Here is a 15,056-nt window from a genome sequence, read left to right as displayed (position 1 = left end):
GCGTCAGCCACGTCGGCCCGCGACCTGGCGAGCCACCAGGACGCCCGCCACGGTGATCGCTCCGGCCGCGGCGGCCCAGGCCAGCCACTGGTCGGAGGAGTTCGGCGTGGCGGCGGCGGCGCCGCCGCCACCCGCGTGCACTCCGCTGGGCATCGATTCCATGCCGCTGAACGTCTGGGTGGCCAGGGCCAGGTTCTTGTCCTCGGCGCTGCCCCAGGCGTAGACGACGTTGCTCGTCCCTTCCTTCAGGTCGAGGGCGGCCGGTCCGATGGCCACGGTGTCCGTGCCGGCTAGGACGACGTCGGTGTTCACGGTGCCCGCGTCGACTGCCGCGGTGTCCTCGTTGGGGTTGGTCAGGTCGGTGAAGACGGGCTGCCCGCCGGCCCGTACGTCCACGGCGGGAGCGGCCGCCACATGGCGGACGGTCAGGCGTGCCTTGCCGGCGTCCACCTTCGAGACGTCGTTGGTGAACGCCGTCAGCTGGGGGTCGCCGTCGGCGGAGAGGTGTGCGGCGACCGTGGCGTTGCCGCCTTCAGGCACCTTCACCTGCTTCTCGAGTGCCGGTGTGCCGTCGGGGCCTTGGCCCGCTTCGAATATCCGGATGTCGTAGGTCCCGGCGTCGAGGGACTGCGGATCGGTGACCGTGCCGGGCTTGAAGTCGCTGAGCAGCTCGTCACCGTTGGCGTAGACGTCGACCGTCATTCCCGGAATACCGTGGAAGACGGAGACCATGGCCTTGTCCTGTGCCTGGGCGGGAGCCGCCATGGCGGGTGCGGTCACGCCGAGGGCCAGGGCGCAGGCACCGGCCGAGGCGGCGACGGCGATGTGGGTCCGGGAAATCATGGGGATCATCCCTTCGAGCGGAGTCTCGGTTGTGTTTCGCTGTTCCGCGGTGTCACGGATGCGCCCGCGGCATGGGTCCCTCGATTCGGCCAGTCGTTCGTGCCGTGCGCGCGGGCCTGGTCGATCACCAGACGCAGCCGGTGCAGGCCGCGGCGGGTGTGACTCTTGACCGTGCCCAGGGGCACACCGGTGCGTTCCGCTATCTGCACCTGTGTCAGGTCTTCGTAGAAGGCCATGCACAGCACCTCTCGCTGAGCGTGAGGCAGCCGGGACAGGGCATCGACGAGGAGCACGCGGTCCAGTACTTCGTCAGGCGCCGACTGGACGAACCGGGCGGGCGTGGCGTCGTGCATGGCCGAGTCGACGAGGGCCAGACGCCTCGTTCTGGCTGCCAACGCATCGACGATCTTGCGGCGCGTGATGCCGATCAGCCAGGCGCCGAGCGCGCCCCGTTCGGGCCGGAAACCGTGCCGTCCGCGCCAGGCGCCGATGAAGACCTGCTGCGTCACGTCCTCGGCCTCGCAGGCGTCGCCGAGGGACCGGGTGGCCATGGTGTGGACGAGCGAGCCCCAGCGCCGGTAGATGATCGCGAACGCTTCCTCGTCGGCGGCGGCCAGGCCACGGGCCAGGTCCTCCTCGTTCAGCGTCTCCTCCACGGGCGGGACGAGGGCGGTGGCCGGTCGCGTGTTCGTCTTCATGGCCTGGTTCCTTCCTGCCGTGCGTCGTACGGGACGGAAGGCCGTCCACCGAGCGGCGAGTCCGCCGGTTCGTCGTGCCTGGCCGCCGGCCGCCGTGCGCGTGCCTTCAGTCTTGGACGCATAAACGACGCAGGCAACGTGCGTCGTTTATGCGTCGTACGATGGGGTCCATGAGCGCGCTTGCGGGAAACGGTGAGGACCTGAGCGGCGAGGACGGTCCGCCGGGCGGCGGGCTGACGACGGGCGAGGTAGCCAGGCGTCTGGGGGTCGCCCCCACCACGGTCCGTACGTGGGACCGCCGGTACGGGCTCGGCCCCGACGCGCGCACAGGTGGCCGGCACCGGCGCTGGGCTCCCGGGGACGTGGCCCGGCTGGAGCGGATGTGTGCGTTGACGGCGACGGGGATGGCGCCGGCGGAGGCCGCACGCATGGCGCGCAGCGACGAGCCACCGATCACGGCCCCACCCCGGCGGACGGCTGTCGAGCCAGGGCGTAGTACGGCCCGGGACCGCAGCCGGGCGGGGAGCGGGCTGCACCTGGGTGACGCACGTCAGGAATGCAGGGGGATCGCCCGTGCCGCCCTGCGCCTCGACGCCGCAACCCTGGACGAACTACTGCTCGCGGCGATCTCCGAGCACGGACTGGTCGCCGCCTGGACCGAGGTGATCGTACCGACGCTCCAAGCCGTCGGCCGCAAGTGGGAGACATCGGGCGAGAAGTACGTCGAGGTCGAGCACTTCCTGTCCTGGCACGTCTCCGGCGCGCTACGGAGAACCACGCCCAACACGGTCGCGGACCGTCCCGGCGCCACCACGGTGCTCGCCTGCGTGCCGGGGGAGAACCACACGCTGCCCTTGGAGGTACTGTCCGCGGCACTGACCGAGCGAGGTGTTCCCGTGCGAATGTTCGGTGGTGCCCTGCCCGTCGAGTCGCTCGTAGCGGCGGTGCGCAGGACCGGGCCGGCCGCGGTGGGGCTGTGGGCGCAGTCCCGCGGCACCGCCAGCCGGCCGCTGGCCCAGCACGTGGCCGCAATGCGGTGGGGAGTGCGTGGCGCCCGTCGCGGGCCGGTTGTCCTGACCCTCGGTCCCGGCTGGGCCGGACAGACAGCGGCCGGCTTGGCGCGCCCTTCGGGGCTTGCCGAGGCCGTCGCCACCCTGGAGTCGTCGGTGTCCTCGTGACCTCACCGCCAGCGGCGACCGGTCGTGACGCCCGGCAACGCCCGGCGGGCGCCGGGTTCGGGCACAGGTGTCCGAAGCCCAGCGTCCGCTAACCGTCGGGCGAGTTAGGGGAGGACCGACCGGTGACCTCCGCGCACTTGCTCCGCCTGGTCTGGCGGATCATGGACCGAGAGTCCCCGTACCTGCGGCGCCCGGACGACAAGGTCGGTCGGTCCCGGTACCCTCCTCACGCCGCTTCCTCCGCACGGCGCCGGGGCACGCACGTCGCGCGCTGGACCAGCCTGGTGAACTCCTGCCGGACGGCCGGGGGTGCGCCGGTGCGCTCGAAGTGCCCGAGACTCATGTCCGTCAGCTCCGTGATCTTCGCCTCCACCAGGTCCCGGGCACCGGTGCGCTTCAGTGCCGCCCGCATCCGCTCGACGGCGTGCTCGGACCTGGGATCCGCGTCCGGTGCCAGCGTTGCCGCGGCGTGATGGTCCCCGGTGGCGTCGGCGAGTCGCAGCGCGACGGCCAGGAGATAGGTGAGCTTGCGTGACCGCAGGTCGTCGTCGGCCGGCTTTCCGGTCAGTGCCGGGTCGCCGAAGGCGCCGAGGAGATCGTCACGGAGCTGGAAGGCCAGTCCCGCGCATCGGCCGGCCGCCCGCAGCGCGTCCAGCGCGTGGTCGTCGGCGCCGGCCAGGGACGCGCCCAGGGCGAGGGGCCGGGCGACGGTGTACAGGGCACTCTTCAGGGCGGCGATGGAGAGCGCCTCGTCGACACCGGACGAACGAGCGGCTTGAGCGCGCAGGTCGCGGTACTGTCCGGCGACCATCTCGGTACGCATCGCCTGCCACTCCTCGTGCAGGCGCCGTCCGTGCGGCGTGCCGAGTGCCGTCTCCGTCAACAGGTCGTCCGCCCAGGCCAGTGCGAGGTCGCCGGCGAGCACGGCGGCGGATGTACCGAACGACTCCGCGGAGCCGTGCATGCCCGCGGCCCAGTGCGCGCGGGCGAGTTCGACGTGCATGGCCGGTGCGCCCCTGCGCTGCAAGGACCCGTCCATCACGTCGTCGTGTACGAGGGCGCACGCCTGGAGCAGTTCGAGGGCGGCTCCGGTGTGCAGTACCGCGGTGGTGTCACCCGAGCCGCCCCCGGCGCGCCAGCCGCAGCAGGCGAACGCCGTGCGCAGCCGTTTGCCGCCCCGCTCGGTCAGCCGGGCCAGGCGATCGGCCAGCTCCTCGGCGAACACGGGGTCGACGGCACGCGAGTGACGTAGGCGTACGTCGATGACCTGCTTGAGGACGGTGCCGACGGCGTTCGTGGCGTCGGGCGCGGTGAGCGGGGCGTCGACGAGTTCGGCCGGTGCGGCCGCCGTCGGCGGCATTTCAAGCATGCGCAATCCCTTCCCGCTCTCGGCTGTCTGCCAGTCAGTGCTTCCGCCGGGTGCCCCGTCGTGGATGCGCTGATTCCTGCCCGGCACGGCGCCGGTGCGGGCGAACTCACCTCGGCAGCCCATCGCGCGGAACTCATGGCGGAGTGTCACTCAGCGCCTCTTCCTGGTCGCGTGCGTCCGCCGGGCCGGCCGACCGGTCGAGCCGGCATGCGGGCTGGGCGACGCGGTGGTTGCCTGCCGGCCGTTCGCGGCGCCGGTCGAGGGCCGCCCGGTAACCCGCCGTGTGGGCACGCGCGTGAACAGAGCGTGGCCGACCCGTCGGCAGGACATGCCGGCCGCTGCCGGGCGGGCTGCCGCGTTCCGGCAGTGGGCGGCGGGGACCCGGCACGCATCCATTCCGGGCACATGCGCCGAAATGGGGGCATGAAGCTAAGTGACGAACTTCCCGTCGATCACCATCTGGCCACCGTCTACCGCTATGGTGCCGGCTTCTGCGGCGTCGTCCTACTGGTTTTCGCAGGTCTGGGCTTCGCCGACGCGCTGAGCCCGTTCAACACGGCGGGCGACACGATCGCCGGCATGACCACCAACGTCGCGCTCAGCACCATCTCCACCATCGTCGGTCTGGCGCTGCTCGCCGGAGCGGTGATCGGCGGTAACTTCGCGTCTGTCCTCAACATGACGGTCGGTGCGATCTTCGTCCTGAGCGGCTTCGCTCACATCTTCGTACTGGATCGCCCTGCCAACATCCTCGGCTTCGGCATGACCAACGTGATCTTCAGCTTCGTCATGGGACTGGTCATCGCCACCTTCGGTATGTACGGCAGGGTCTCCAGCAAGCTGTCACACGAGAACCCCTACTGGCAGCGCCGGCATCCCGAGGAAGCGGCGCGAGAGCGCATGCCCGCCCCCGCCCTGCCGGACCCGGGGTGGGAAAAGCGTCCGCTGCCTGCCACACAGAGTGCCGACGGTGCTGTCGAACGGCGAGCACCGAAGCGACGTTCGTCCACAACCGGGATGCGGTGAGACACATCACCGACCCATGAACGCGGTCACCGTGCTGGCGGCCATGGCCACGGCCCGGCTACCGGCAGATGGTCGCGGCGCCGGCTGCCGCACACACCGCACTCCATGCCGCGGCGGGGCCGGCGACCTTGAAGCGGCGCTCGCTGTCCGGCAGCAGGGCGCCGAAGAGCGTCACGTCCGACCCGGGCAGGCCGAAGGTTCGCACGGTGTAGATCACCGGTCTGCTGAAGCCACGGGCCCGGGTACGCGGCACCCGGGACGGCAGGCGCCCGTCAGACCACGAGGCTGCGGGCGAACGCCAGGGAGTGGGTGAAGAGTCCCTCCACCTGGTCATCGGGCAGCCCATGCCAGCCATGGTCGGCGCGCGGTACCGTCCTCAGCTCGGCCGGCGAGCCCGCCTTCTCCAGTGCCGAGGCGAGGGATCGGCTGTGTGAGCAGTGCACCATGGTGTCCTGCTCGCCGTGGACGAGGAGGAACGGTGGCGCGTCGGCGTGCACGTGGGTGAGCGGGCTGGCCGCACGGGCACGTTCCGGGGCGGTGGCCGGGGCCGTACCGAGCATGAGTGCCTCGGGGGTGGCGGCGTCCTCGGGAGTGAAGCGGCCCCGTGCGGTGGTGAGGTCGCTCGGTCCGTACCAGATCACGGCGCCGACCAGCGGCGGGTCGGAGTGGGTCAGGGCGAGGAGCGAGGCGAGATGCCCGCCGGCGGACTCGCCCCACACGATCGTTCTGCTGGTGTCGATGCCGAGTTCGGCGGAGCGCAGGGCGAGCCAGCGCAGGGCGGCGCGCAGATCGTCGAGGGGGGCGGGGAAGGTGGCCTCGCCGCTGAGCCGGTAGTCGGCGCAGGCGACGGCGAAGCCCTCCGCCGCGATGCGTCCGAAGGGCCGGGGGGCCCAGTGGCGCGTGCGCATTCCCATGTCGTCGCGCCGGCCTCGTCGCCAAGCGCCGCCGTGTACGAACAGCACCAGCGGGAAGGGCCCTGTCAGGGAGGCCCCGGGCAACCAGAGATCGAGTTCCAGGGGACGGCCGCCTTCGACTTCGGCGTAGGGCACGCCGCGCAGTTCGTGTACGCCGGGCTCGCTCGGGGCGGCGGGCGGCAACGGAGCATGGTCGGGGTGAGGTGCGGCGATCAGTTCCCGCAGGGAGGGCCCGGTTGCCGTCACCGGTTCCGCCACTGGTGGTCCGGCAGAAATCGCACGTCGTACTGCTCGGGAACGCTGGCGAACTTGTGGGACGCCGGTATGACGGGCTGGTGCGGCAGACCGAGTTGCTCAGCGGGCGCGCCCAGGTTTTCGAAGAACCGCTCGAACGTGCCCCCCGGGCCGGCGGCGACGCCGACGACCTGGCTGTGGTGGCGCTCCATGCGGTAGGCGTGCCGGCAGTTCTTGGGTACGAAGCCGAAGTCGCCGGGGGTGAGCAGCTTCTCCTGCTGATTGCCCTCGGTGTCCTCAACGAACAGCCGTACGGCGCCCTGGGTGATGTAGAAGACCTCGTGCGTGTCGGTGTGCAGGTGGGCCGGGATGATGTCGCCCTTCGGGCCTTCGACGGTGAAGAAGTTGAAGGTGTTCTCGGTCTGCTCGCCGCCCGCGTAGATGGTGATCAGATCGCCGAACAGGTGGGCGCGGTCCCCCTCGCCCTTCTCGATGAAGTACGGCTTGCCGGGCTCCGGGGGAATGCGCGACGCCTGTCGGTAGCGGGTGGCGTATTCGATGGTCATGCCGTCTCCTCGGATCGACCATTGATGCTTATGTCAGGCAGCCTGACATTAGAGGCTGCCGAAATCAAGCTCTGAAGAAAGGCTGTCGGCTGTGACCAGGACGCCACGGTGTCCGAGCCGGCCCGGCGCATCGGCCGTGGGGCGGTCGACGTGCTGCGGGCGATGTCGGAGGAGCCGTGGGGGCGGCCACCTTCGCCGACTCGTGACGAGACCGCCGCCGCGGAGCCTTGTGGCGGGGACGGGGGAGGAGCCAACTTACGGGCTGCTGGGCCAGGTTGCGGTTCACTGATGACGGACAGACGAAATCCGGCGTTGGTGGAAGCATCGATCATGGCGTGCAACGGTGCAGGGCTACGTCGTCACCGAGCCTCCGCCTGGCGAGCGCCGGCATCCCGGCGCCGGCGCCGAACCCGGTGACGACTGCACCGGGGTCGCGCAGTGCGGCGGTCAGGGGCCCTGAGCCCCAGTCGGCGTCCAAGATCCGGTGGTCGGCCGGATATTCGATGCTGTGCCCGCCCGTGAGGATGCAGTATGGCGCCCATGACTTTGGCGACTCCCACACTGCACACCGCTCGCCTGCGACTGCGGCCCTTCACCGACGCCGACGCGGACCGCCTTTTCGCGCTGCACAGCAGCACCCACGTGATGCGCTTCTGGGACTCCGCGCCGTGGAACGACCAGGCTCGCGCTGAACGCTTCCTCGCGATTTGCGGGAAGATGGCGGACGAGGGCACCGGGGCGCGAGTGGCCATCGACCGTGCGTCCGACGGTGCCTTCGTCGGCTGGTGCGGTCTGACCGAATGGGACCCGGGCCACCGCAGCGCGTCGTTGGGCTACTGCCTCGACGATGCGATGTGGGGCAACGGATACGCGACGGAGGCCGCGCACGCCTTGCTGCAGTGGGCGTTCGACACGCTGGACCTGAATCGGGTTCAGGCCGAGACCGACACGCGCAACGTGGCCTCTGCCCGGGTTTTGGAGAAGATCGGATTCGTGCGTGAAGGGACGTTGCGGGAAGACTGCGTCGTGAACGGCGAGGTATCCGACTCATGGGTGTTCGGGTTGATCAGGCGAGAGTGGCGGCCGTCGACCGTGCCGATCCCGGCTCACTGAGTGGTCGGCGCCGTGCCGGTGATGCGATCGACGCCGACGCCGTCCACATTTGATCGCCACCTCACCGCCCCGATCCCCGTGCCGAACACGCACGGTCGCCGACCGTCGGTGGGGCAGCCGCGAACCGCTCTGTTACCGAGCCGGCACAGCCGCACGCGCATAACCGCGGTGTCCGACGCCGTCGCAACTCACCGCAACAGCAGGGCAGCCTTCCCTTGGCTGGAGGCGCCCGAGACGCGCAGGACCAGGGGTGTCGTTCGGATCTCGCCGAACGACAACCTCTAGGTCAGTTCGTCGGAGCGGCCGGCTTCGATGCGGGACCACTGGGCGATGGGGCGCCCGTTCGTACGCCACTCCTCGGGGTTCTCGGCGGAGTACCAGGGCTGGGGCCAGCCGCTGGGGGAGTCCTCCCAAGCCTCCTGGCGTCCGTAGACGGTCATGTCCAGCAGCCCGTGGGTGGGCGTCATGACCTCGACGCCGCGACCGCCTGTGTAGTACGTCTCGAACACCCGCTTCCCGTCGCGGACATAGCAGACGAGGTGGTGACGCTGCCAGTCACGGCCCTCCAAGAGCCGCGGCGCCGTCTTCTCGACCGAGTACCACGGCATGTCCAAGCCCAGGAAGTCTCGGTAGCGGACGCTCTCTCGGTATGGGCCCTTGCAGAGCGTGGCGTACGTGGCGTCGCGGGAGTGGATGTAGGACAGCTCGCGGACCTGACTGTTGAAGAACGTGCAACCCTCGCACTGCCCGGCGGCGGGTCGTCCGGGCCACCAGGCGTGGAAGTACGCGATGAGCTGCTTGCGGCCCTCGAACACGTCGAGGATCGTGATCGGTCCGTCAGGGCCAATGACCTCGATGGTGGCATCGACCTCCACCATCGGCAGCCGCCGCCGCGCCGCCGCGATCGCGTCTCCTTCACGGGTGTGCGCCTTCTCCCGTGCGAGCAGAGCTTCCCGCGCTTCCTGGTAGGTCTCTCTGTCCACCACAGGCGGAAGGGCCGGGCTCGGTGATTGATCGTTCACGAGCGTCTCCATTCGCTTCAGGGGAGGCTCCCTGGAGGTCACGTGCAACCACAATGCCGACCAGGCCGCACCGCGCTCCCGGGCGTCACGCAATGGCACTTCGACGGCTCGCTCATTCGGTCCAACAGCCGGATCCCTTGCGTTTGCCGGTGATGAGCAGCGCCAGGAGACCGGCGAGACGGTATGCGTCCTCGTGGGCACGGGCATCGTCGCAATTCTTGTCGCGGGCACGGTCGTGCCTCGTGCGGAGCCCGGCCTGCGATCTCACAGATGAGGGAGGGCCTGGGTCGTGTCGGTCGGAGACGTCGGAGTCCCGTTCGGCGAAAATCTCCCGGCGGGCGTCGCAGCCGTCGCGGTGGGCTCGGCCCACTGGCGGAACAGGTCGCGGTCGCAACCGGCGCGGTCCTCGTCCGCCGCGCGTGCGGCCGGGGCGCTCACCGTCGGCAGGATGCCGGCCTGGGACGCGGTGCGCGTGGGTCCGTAGGTGGGCGAAGGCCCACCGGTGGGACAGGCAACTCCAGCCTATAGGGCGGCACACCGTTCACCACGGCGGCATCCCGGCCCGGCGCAGCTCGGAGAGGGAGCGCACGTGCGGCCGCGACACCACCCGGCCGGCCCGGACGGCGAGTCCCATCCGGAAGCCGTCCTTCACCAGACTTCGCTGTGTCTCATGAGACAGCGGAGCGATCTCCTTCTCGGCACTCATTCTGCGTGGGGGCACTGGCCAGTCCGACGCAGGGCATGGGGCGCTGATGGCGCCGGGTGCGCAAATGGAAGACGAGCGCGGCCAGGGCGCTGGTGGCGGCGAACCAGGCGAGGGCACGGGCTGAGCAGGTGAGGGAATGCGTGGGGGTGAACGCGGAGGCAAGAGCTGCTTGGGCGGGGCCGTACAGCGGCAGGGCGTTCAGCCCGGTCTGGTCTCCCGCGGGGTTGGAGACGGGGCTCTGCATGCCGACGTCGATCAGCGTAGCCATGACCACGACGAAGAAGCCTTCCAGTTCGCCCCGCAGCAGGAAGCCGGCCACGAGGCCCAGCCCGCCGTACGCCAGGATCGCCGCCGCCAGGGCTGCGGCGACCGCCCACGGCTGGGCCAGCGGCCAGGACAGGAGCAGCAGGCCGGTGGAGTAGCAGGTCAGTGCCGCTGTGATCAGGAGCAGGGCGACGATCTTGGCGGCGAGCAGGTGGGCGCGGGGGTAGCCGGCGAGGACAAGGCGCTGGTCCATGTCCCGGGCGCTGAAGGTGGCCATGAACATCATGAAGCCGGCGATGACGGTGACGGCGTGCAGCGCGCTGGAGATCTGGATCGTGCGGTTCATCGAGGCGGTCACCTCGGTGCCGAGTGCGCTGGTGTGGAAGGTGATGCTCTTGTCCAGGGCGGTCGCGCGGACCACGTAGATCCAGGTGGGGATGAAGAACGCGGTCATGCTCATGGCCAGGCGGTTGCGCAGGTGGCCCGTCAGGGTGAAGCCGAGAGCGACGGTGAAAGCGGTCCAGTGGTGTTTCATCGCGTCACGGCCTCCGCATGCAGCCGGCCCTCGCGCAGGTGGTGGATGCTGTCGAAATGCTGGAAGTCGTGCAGGAGATGCGAGACCACGACCACGGCCTGGCCCCGGCTGCGGAGCCGTCCGGCCAGGTGCCAGAAGCGCTGGTGGGTGTCCCAGTCGAAGCCCTGGTAGGGCTCGTCTAGTACCAGCAGCGGCGGGTCGTGCATGAGCGCCAGGGCCAGGTTCAGTTTCTGGCGGGTCCCGCCGCTGAGTTCACCCGCTCGAGTGCGTCGTTCGGCGTGGAAGCCGAGCAGGTCCACCAGTTCCCATGCGTAGTGCAGGTCCGGCAGCCGGTAGGCGACCTGGAACAGCCGCAGATGCTGGGCGACGGTCAGCGTGTCGTTGATGACCGACTTCTGCGGGCAGTAGCCGAGCGTGCCGGAGCGCCGGACCGTTCCGCGGTCGGGCGAAAGCATTCCGACGGCGATGCGGAGCAGTGTGCTCTTCCCCGATCCGTTCTCTCCCACCACTCCGGCGAGCATGCCTGCCGACACGGTGAAGTCGGTGCCGCGGAGCACGGAGCGCCGGCCGTACGCCTTGTGGACGGCGTCGATGTGCAGTCGGGTGGCTGGTCCCACGCCGCTCTCCTCCCAGAAGGCCAACTTGTGTACGGCACAACGGCGGAAGGCCGCGCGGGGATGTGCCCGGCTGTGCAACTTCGCTGCGAACCGCTCGTTCACCGATCGTGCTGATGATCACTGTGGAATACGACCGGACGTGGTGGGCGCGGCTGCTGAGCACGTGCTTCACCCCGCCACTGCTGCCGGTGGTCGCCGGCGCCGCAGTCGGCTGGCACCTCGTCCGGCCGAGTCACTACGGGCTGCTGTGGGGGCTGGGGGGAAGTGGAAGCTGGGCACTGCTGTGTGCCGCTCTCGCTGTCGCGGGCGCCCGCCTGGGCTGGTGGCCGAGTCCCGTGCCCTCCCAGCGCGGGCCACGGCTGGCGCTGCTGGGGGCGAGTGTCATCGTTGCGGCTGCCGTGTGGCTGGTCTGCGGACACCTGGGCGCGCCCCCGGCTCTGCTGGCACTCGGGCGTACCGCCTTGCTTCTGACCGCTCTGGTGCTGGCTTGCACCTGGACCGGCAACGTCTCCCTGCACACCAGCTCCGCCGCTGCCAGCACCACCCTCGTGACACTTCTGGTGGACGTGCGGGGGTCTGTGCTGTATCTGCTCGTCGCGGCGATCGCCTGGTCCCGCCTGCATCTGCGCGTCCACACACCGGCACAGGTTCTCCTGGGAGCCGGTCTGGGGACCGCGGTATGCACGGCCACCGTGTACCTGCGCCTGTGACACGGTCCCTTCCATGCACAGCCGGCTGCCGCACTCTCAGCCATCGCCGGCGCCTCCCCACCCGACCGGAATCGCGGCACCACTCCCGGTGCCGACCGTCGTTGAGCCTGGCATGACTGAAGATCAGCGAACCCGGCCCGGGGCTGGTGCCCCGTCCGGATGCGGTCCTGCCGTGCCTCCTCCACCGTGGCGACGCTGGGCCCGCCCACGGGGCGGGTGGTCGCTGTCCGAGATTCCCGACCTGTCCGGGCGGACCGCGGTGGTCACCGGCGCCGACCGGGGTATCGGACTGGCGGCCGCTGAGTATCTGGCCCGGCACGGGGCTCACGTCCTCACGCTCTGCACCGCCGCAGGGGAGCGAGGGCACACGGCGGCGACAATGTCGCGCCGGCGAGCGTGGGGCAACCGAATGGACAACGTCCCGTGCGACTTGGCCCAGCTGGAGCAGGTGCGCCGAGCTGCCAGGGACATCCTTGGCCTGGCCGGCGGGCGGGTGGACGTCCTGGTCAACAACGCCGGCGTCGCCGCTCTGCCTCCCACCCGCAGCGCGGACGGCCACGAAGCCCACTTCGCCGTCAACCACCTCGGCCACTTCGCCCTGACCGGTCATCTGCTGCCGGGGCTGCTGAACGCGCCCCAGCCACGGGTGGTGAACGTGACCTCGGTGCTCCACTGGCTCGGCCGCTTCCGCCCCGATCAGGCGGCGGCGCCCCGCCGCTACCACCGATGGACGGCGTACTTCGACTCCAAGCTGGCGAACCTGCTGTTCACCCACGGCCTCCACGCCTTCGCCGACGCCCGCGGCCTGCCGCTGCGATCCATCGCCGCCCACCCCGGCCTGGTCAACACCACCCTGGGCTCCCGTGACCTGCGCGCAGACGCACGCCACCTGGAGGCGCGTGCCCTGGAGTGGGTGCAAGCGCGCCGGCAATCTCCCGCACAGGGAGCGCTGTCACTGCTGAGAGCCGCCACCGACCCGCACATCGACGGCGGGGACCTCCTCGGCCCCGGTGGTCGATGGGAGTGCTCCGGGCCACCCGTTCCCGTCCGAGCGGCGCGACGCGCCACCGACCCACGCGCCGCCGAACGCCTGTGGCGACTGTCGCAACACCTGACCGGCCACCCCTTCCCCACCGACGGCCGCAAGCCGACCCGTGACCATGGAGAGAACCTATGACCGAACACCGCGGCCCGGCCGCCCGAGCCGCAGCGCGCCTTCACCGAAGCCTCCTGACGGGCGTGGGCAACAGCCCGCTCCTGCGGCGCTGGGGGCCGCGCCTGCTCCCACCGCTGGACCTGCTGACCCACCGCCTCACCAAGAACCGGTGGATGCCCAGCCGCATCCTGTCTCCCACCGCCGTCCTGCGGACGACCCGCCGCGACGGCACACCCCACCTCACCCCCCTGATCACCGACCAGGACACCTCCGGCAGCTTCCTGGTCATGGCGACGAACTTCGGCCGGCGCCACCACCCGGCCTGGTCCTGCCACCTCCTGCGCGACCCCCGTGCCGTGATCGACTGGAAGGGCACATCCATTCCCGTCCACGCCCACCTGCTCACACCTCGCCAGCAGGACGAGGCCCGACACCGCATCCTCAAGGTCATGCCCGTCTTCGACGACTTCGTCAGACACAGTCGCCGCCACATCCGCGTCTTCTCCCTCACACCCGCCGCCGACTCAGGTGACCAGTAAGGGAGCCGGGCCGGCGTCGCGGACAGCGGGACGGCTGTGCGCGGGAAAGACATACGTGATCGGTCGGACGCAGCCGTTTCTCCCCTGGCCCGCCTTCAGCCGAGCTGCTCGGCCAGTCCGACGATGATGCCCTCGGGGCCGCGGACGTAGCAGAGCCGGTAGCCGTCCTCGTACCGCGCCAGCTCGCCGACAAGTTCGGCGCCGTGAGTGCGCAGGCGGGCGACTGTGCCCTCGATGTCGTCGACGGTGAACATGACGCGGTGCGTGCCCAGGATGTTGTGCGGCTGGTTGCGTGGCCCGGCACTGATCGCCGCGGGGCTGCGGTACTTCGCCGGCTCGAGCCGACTGTGGCCGTCAGGGGTTCTGACCATCGCGAGGTCACAGCGAACGCCCTTGAGCCCGGTGCACTGGTCGGCGACGGGACCCTCGACCTCCGCCCGGCCCTCCAACTCCATGCCGAGTTCCACGAAGAACGCGATGGCTGCGTCCATGTCCTCGACCACGATGCCGACGTTGTCCATCCGCTGAATCGCCATGCTGGCTTCTCCTTCTCCCGCTGCCGCCGGGTGCGGCTGCCGGCACCTCTGGGACGTAGCCGGTAGCTCGTTCTCGACATCCGCCGCCGCGCCTGACGAGCACGGCGCGATCGGGCATGCCGAGCTGCGCCGGCCCGGCGGCGGCGCGCTGGCGTTCGGTTCGACCCGGCACACCGACAGCGTGCACGGGCGCATGCGGACAGGCGCCCGTGCGGTCTACGTGGTGAGCGGCGACGTGGACGCGGTACATCAGCGGGTGGTCGACGCCGGCGGCCAGGCCCTCGAAGCGCCGCATGAGACCCGGTTCGGGTCGGGCGCCGCGAGGCTCACTGGCTGTCGGTGATTTCGCCGGTGCGTTCGCCGTGGAGGCCCGGTACGGGCGAAATCCAGGGGAGCGGACGGCCGCGCACTGCTACCGTCGGGCGCCATGAGCTGGCTTCCCGATGACTTCGTCCACCCTGCCCTGGTACCACTGCCGGGCGGTGGTCATCACCTGCGGCCGATCCGAGAGGCGGACACTCCGCTTGACTATCCGGCTGTGATGGGCTCGCGCGAGCGGTTGTGGAGCATCTTCGGCCCGGCTTGGGGATGGCCCGCGGCCACCATGACCTACGAGGCCGACCAGGCCGATCTGTTGCGGCACGAGAAGGAGATCGCCGCACACCAGTCCTTCAACTACGCGCTGTTCGACGCGGCGGAGACGGCTCTGCTCGGCTGCGTCTACATCGACCCGCCGGAGAGGGCCGGCGCGGACGGCGAGGTCTCCTGGTGGGTGGTGGACGATCTGGTGGGCAGCACGGTCGAGCAGGCCCTTGATGCGCTGGTGCCGCAGTGGATCGTCGCTGACTGGCCGTTCGAGCGACCGCGCTTTCTCGGCCGCGAGGTTTCCTGGTCGGACTGGCTCGCCCTGCCGGAGCACCCGTCGCGCAAGTAGCCGCTGTCGTACCGCTCTCGGGACTTGGTGATCGAACGGCCGTCTTGATCAGCCGGGTCGTTGCTGCTGGACTTCGCAGCGACGAGCCACTGACAT

General features: G+C 70.4%; 18 protein-coding genes and 1 pseudogene. 8 read left to right on the top strand and 11 right to left on the bottom strand.

Annotated elements, in window-relative coordinates; genetic code table 11:
• Positions 1-3: 3 nt before the first annotated feature.
• A complete protein-coding gene (locus EBH09_RS01575; RefSeq protein ID WP_121746178.1) occupies positions 4-843 on the bottom strand; it encodes a DUF4397 domain-containing protein in 840 nt (279 codons plus the stop codon).
• A 5-nt stretch (positions 844-848) separates the two neighbouring features.
• Positions 849-1,541, bottom strand: coding sequence for a sigma-70 family RNA polymerase sigma factor (locus tag EBH09_RS01570; protein ID WP_121745243.1), 693 nt, complete (start codon positions 1,539-1,541; stop codon positions 849-851).
• 170 nt (positions 1,542-1,711) lie between these two features.
• On the opposite strand from EBH09_RS01570, the gene EBH09_RS01565 reads away from it, so the two are divergent.
• A complete protein-coding gene (locus EBH09_RS01565; protein ID WP_121746177.1) occupies positions 1,712-2,719 on the top strand; it encodes a MerR family transcriptional regulator in 1,008 nt (335 codons plus the stop codon).
• A gap of 226 nt (positions 2,720-2,945) precedes the next feature.
• Here EBH09_RS01565 and EBH09_RS01560 read toward each other — a convergent pair whose 3' ends face one another.
• Positions 2,946-4,088 carry a polyprenyl synthetase family protein gene (locus EBH09_RS01560; RefSeq protein WP_121745242.1) on the bottom strand — a complete coding sequence of 381 codons (1,143 nt, stop codon included), beginning with the start codon at positions 4,086-4,088 and terminating at the stop codon, positions 2,946-2,948.
• A gap of 423 nt (positions 4,089-4,511) precedes the next feature.
• Here EBH09_RS01560 and EBH09_RS01555 point away from each other — a divergent pair, with 423 nt between their 5' ends.
• Positions 4,512-5,114 (top strand): DUF4383 domain-containing protein, encoded by a 603-nt coding sequence (locus EBH09_RS01555; protein ID WP_121745241.1) that lies wholly within the window; start codon positions 4,512-4,514, stop codon positions 5,112-5,114.
• 58 nt (positions 5,115-5,172) lie between these two features.
• On the opposite strand, the gene EBH09_RS37670 is transcribed toward EBH09_RS01555, so the two are convergent.
• From EBH09_RS37670 to EBH09_RS38440, 4 genes and pseudogenes are all read right to left on the bottom strand, one after another.
• Complete coding sequence (locus tag EBH09_RS37670) at positions 5,173-5,331, bottom strand: hypothetical protein (RefSeq protein WP_193776065.1); 159 nt, start codon at positions 5,329-5,331, stop codon at positions 5,173-5,175.
• Positions 5,332-5,386: 55 nt separating this feature from the next.
• Complete coding sequence (locus EBH09_RS01550; protein WP_121746176.1) at positions 5,387-6,274, bottom strand: alpha/beta hydrolase; 888 nt, start codon at positions 6,272-6,274, stop codon at positions 5,387-5,389.
• Positions 6,271-6,828: a quercetin 2,3-dioxygenase gene (locus tag EBH09_RS01545; protein WP_121745240.1), complete on the bottom strand. Its 558-nt coding sequence runs from the start codon at positions 6,826-6,828 to the stop codon at positions 6,271-6,273. The genes EBH09_RS01550 and EBH09_RS01545 overlap by 4 nt, the downstream gene beginning before the upstream one ends.
• 245 nt (positions 6,829-7,073) lie before the next feature.
• Positions 7,074-7,312: pseudogene (locus tag EBH09_RS38440) on the bottom strand (hypothetical protein); the annotation flags it as partial.
• 56 nt (positions 7,313-7,368) lie between these two features.
• On the opposite strand from EBH09_RS38440, the gene EBH09_RS01535 reads away from it, so the two are divergent.
• Positions 7,369-7,941 carry a GNAT family protein gene (locus EBH09_RS01535; protein ID WP_121745239.1) on the top strand — a complete coding sequence of 191 codons (573 nt, stop codon included), beginning with the start codon at positions 7,369-7,371 and terminating at the stop codon, positions 7,939-7,941.
• Positions 7,942-8,222: 281 nt separating this feature from the next.
• Here EBH09_RS01535 and EBH09_RS01530 read toward each other — a convergent pair whose 3' ends face one another.
• The 3 genes from EBH09_RS01530 to EBH09_RS01515 form a co-directional block, all read right to left on the bottom strand.
• Complete coding sequence (locus tag EBH09_RS01530) at positions 8,223-8,975, bottom strand: DUF899 family protein (RefSeq protein WP_121745238.1); 753 nt, start codon at positions 8,973-8,975, stop codon at positions 8,223-8,225.
• 656 nt (positions 8,976-9,631) lie between these two features.
• Entirely contained in the window at positions 9,632-10,468 is an 837-nt protein-coding gene (locus EBH09_RS01520; protein ID WP_121745236.1) for a hypothetical protein, read from the bottom strand.
• Positions 10,465-11,085 (bottom strand): ABC transporter ATP-binding protein, encoded by a 621-nt coding sequence (locus EBH09_RS01515; protein ID WP_238697144.1) that lies wholly within the window; start codon positions 11,083-11,085, stop codon positions 10,465-10,467. Before EBH09_RS01515 ends, EBH09_RS01520 begins: the two co-directional genes overlap by 4 nt.
• A gap of 113 nt (positions 11,086-11,198) precedes the next feature.
• Here EBH09_RS01515 and EBH09_RS01510 point away from each other — a divergent pair, with 113 nt between their 5' ends.
• The 3 genes from EBH09_RS01510 (at position 11,199) to EBH09_RS01500 (ending at position 13,490) form a co-directional block, all read left to right on the top strand.
• Positions 11,199-11,795: a phosphatase PAP2 family protein gene (locus tag EBH09_RS01510; RefSeq protein ID WP_153182583.1), complete on the top strand. Its 597-nt coding sequence runs from the start codon at positions 11,199-11,201 to the stop codon at positions 11,793-11,795.
• A 13-nt stretch (positions 11,796-11,808) separates the two neighbouring features.
• Positions 11,809-12,972, top strand: coding sequence for an SDR family NAD(P)-dependent oxidoreductase (locus EBH09_RS01505; RefSeq protein ID WP_121745234.1), 1,164 nt, complete (start codon positions 11,809-11,811; stop codon positions 12,970-12,972).
• A gap of 62 nt (positions 12,973-13,034) precedes the next feature.
• Entirely contained in the window at positions 13,035-13,490 is a 456-nt protein-coding gene (locus tag EBH09_RS01500) for a nitroreductase/quinone reductase family protein (RefSeq protein WP_193776063.1), read from the top strand.
• Between the two features lie 95 nt (positions 13,491-13,585).
• Here the strand turns inward: EBH09_RS01500 and EBH09_RS01495 are convergent, their stop codons facing one another.
• Positions 13,586-14,026: a VOC family protein gene (locus tag EBH09_RS01495; RefSeq protein WP_121745232.1), complete on the bottom strand. Its 441-nt coding sequence runs from the start codon at positions 14,024-14,026 to the stop codon at positions 13,586-13,588.
• Here EBH09_RS01495 and EBH09_RS01490 point away from each other — a divergent pair.
• On the top strand, positions 14,025-14,369 hold the full coding sequence (locus tag EBH09_RS01490; protein ID WP_238697142.1) for a hypothetical protein: 345 nt from the start codon (positions 14,025-14,027) through the stop codon (positions 14,367-14,369). The two genes, EBH09_RS01495 and EBH09_RS01490, sit on opposite strands and share 2 nt — an antisense overlap.
• An 84-nt stretch (positions 14,370-14,453) precedes the next feature.
• Positions 14,454-14,960 (top strand): N-acetyltransferase, encoded by a 507-nt coding sequence (locus tag EBH09_RS01485; RefSeq protein ID WP_121745231.1) that lies wholly within the window; start codon positions 14,454-14,456, stop codon positions 14,958-14,960.
• Positions 14,961-15,056: the final 96 nt, after the last annotated feature.

This window comes from Streptomyces sp. E2N166 (assembly GCF_003671715.1).
GTDB classification, from domain to species: Bacteria; Actinomycetota; Actinomycetes; order Streptomycetales; family Streptomycetaceae; genus Streptomyces; species Streptomyces thinghirensis.
The sequence above is the reverse complement of the archived record's forward strand: the minus strand, read 5'-3'. Positions and strand labels throughout refer to the sequence as shown.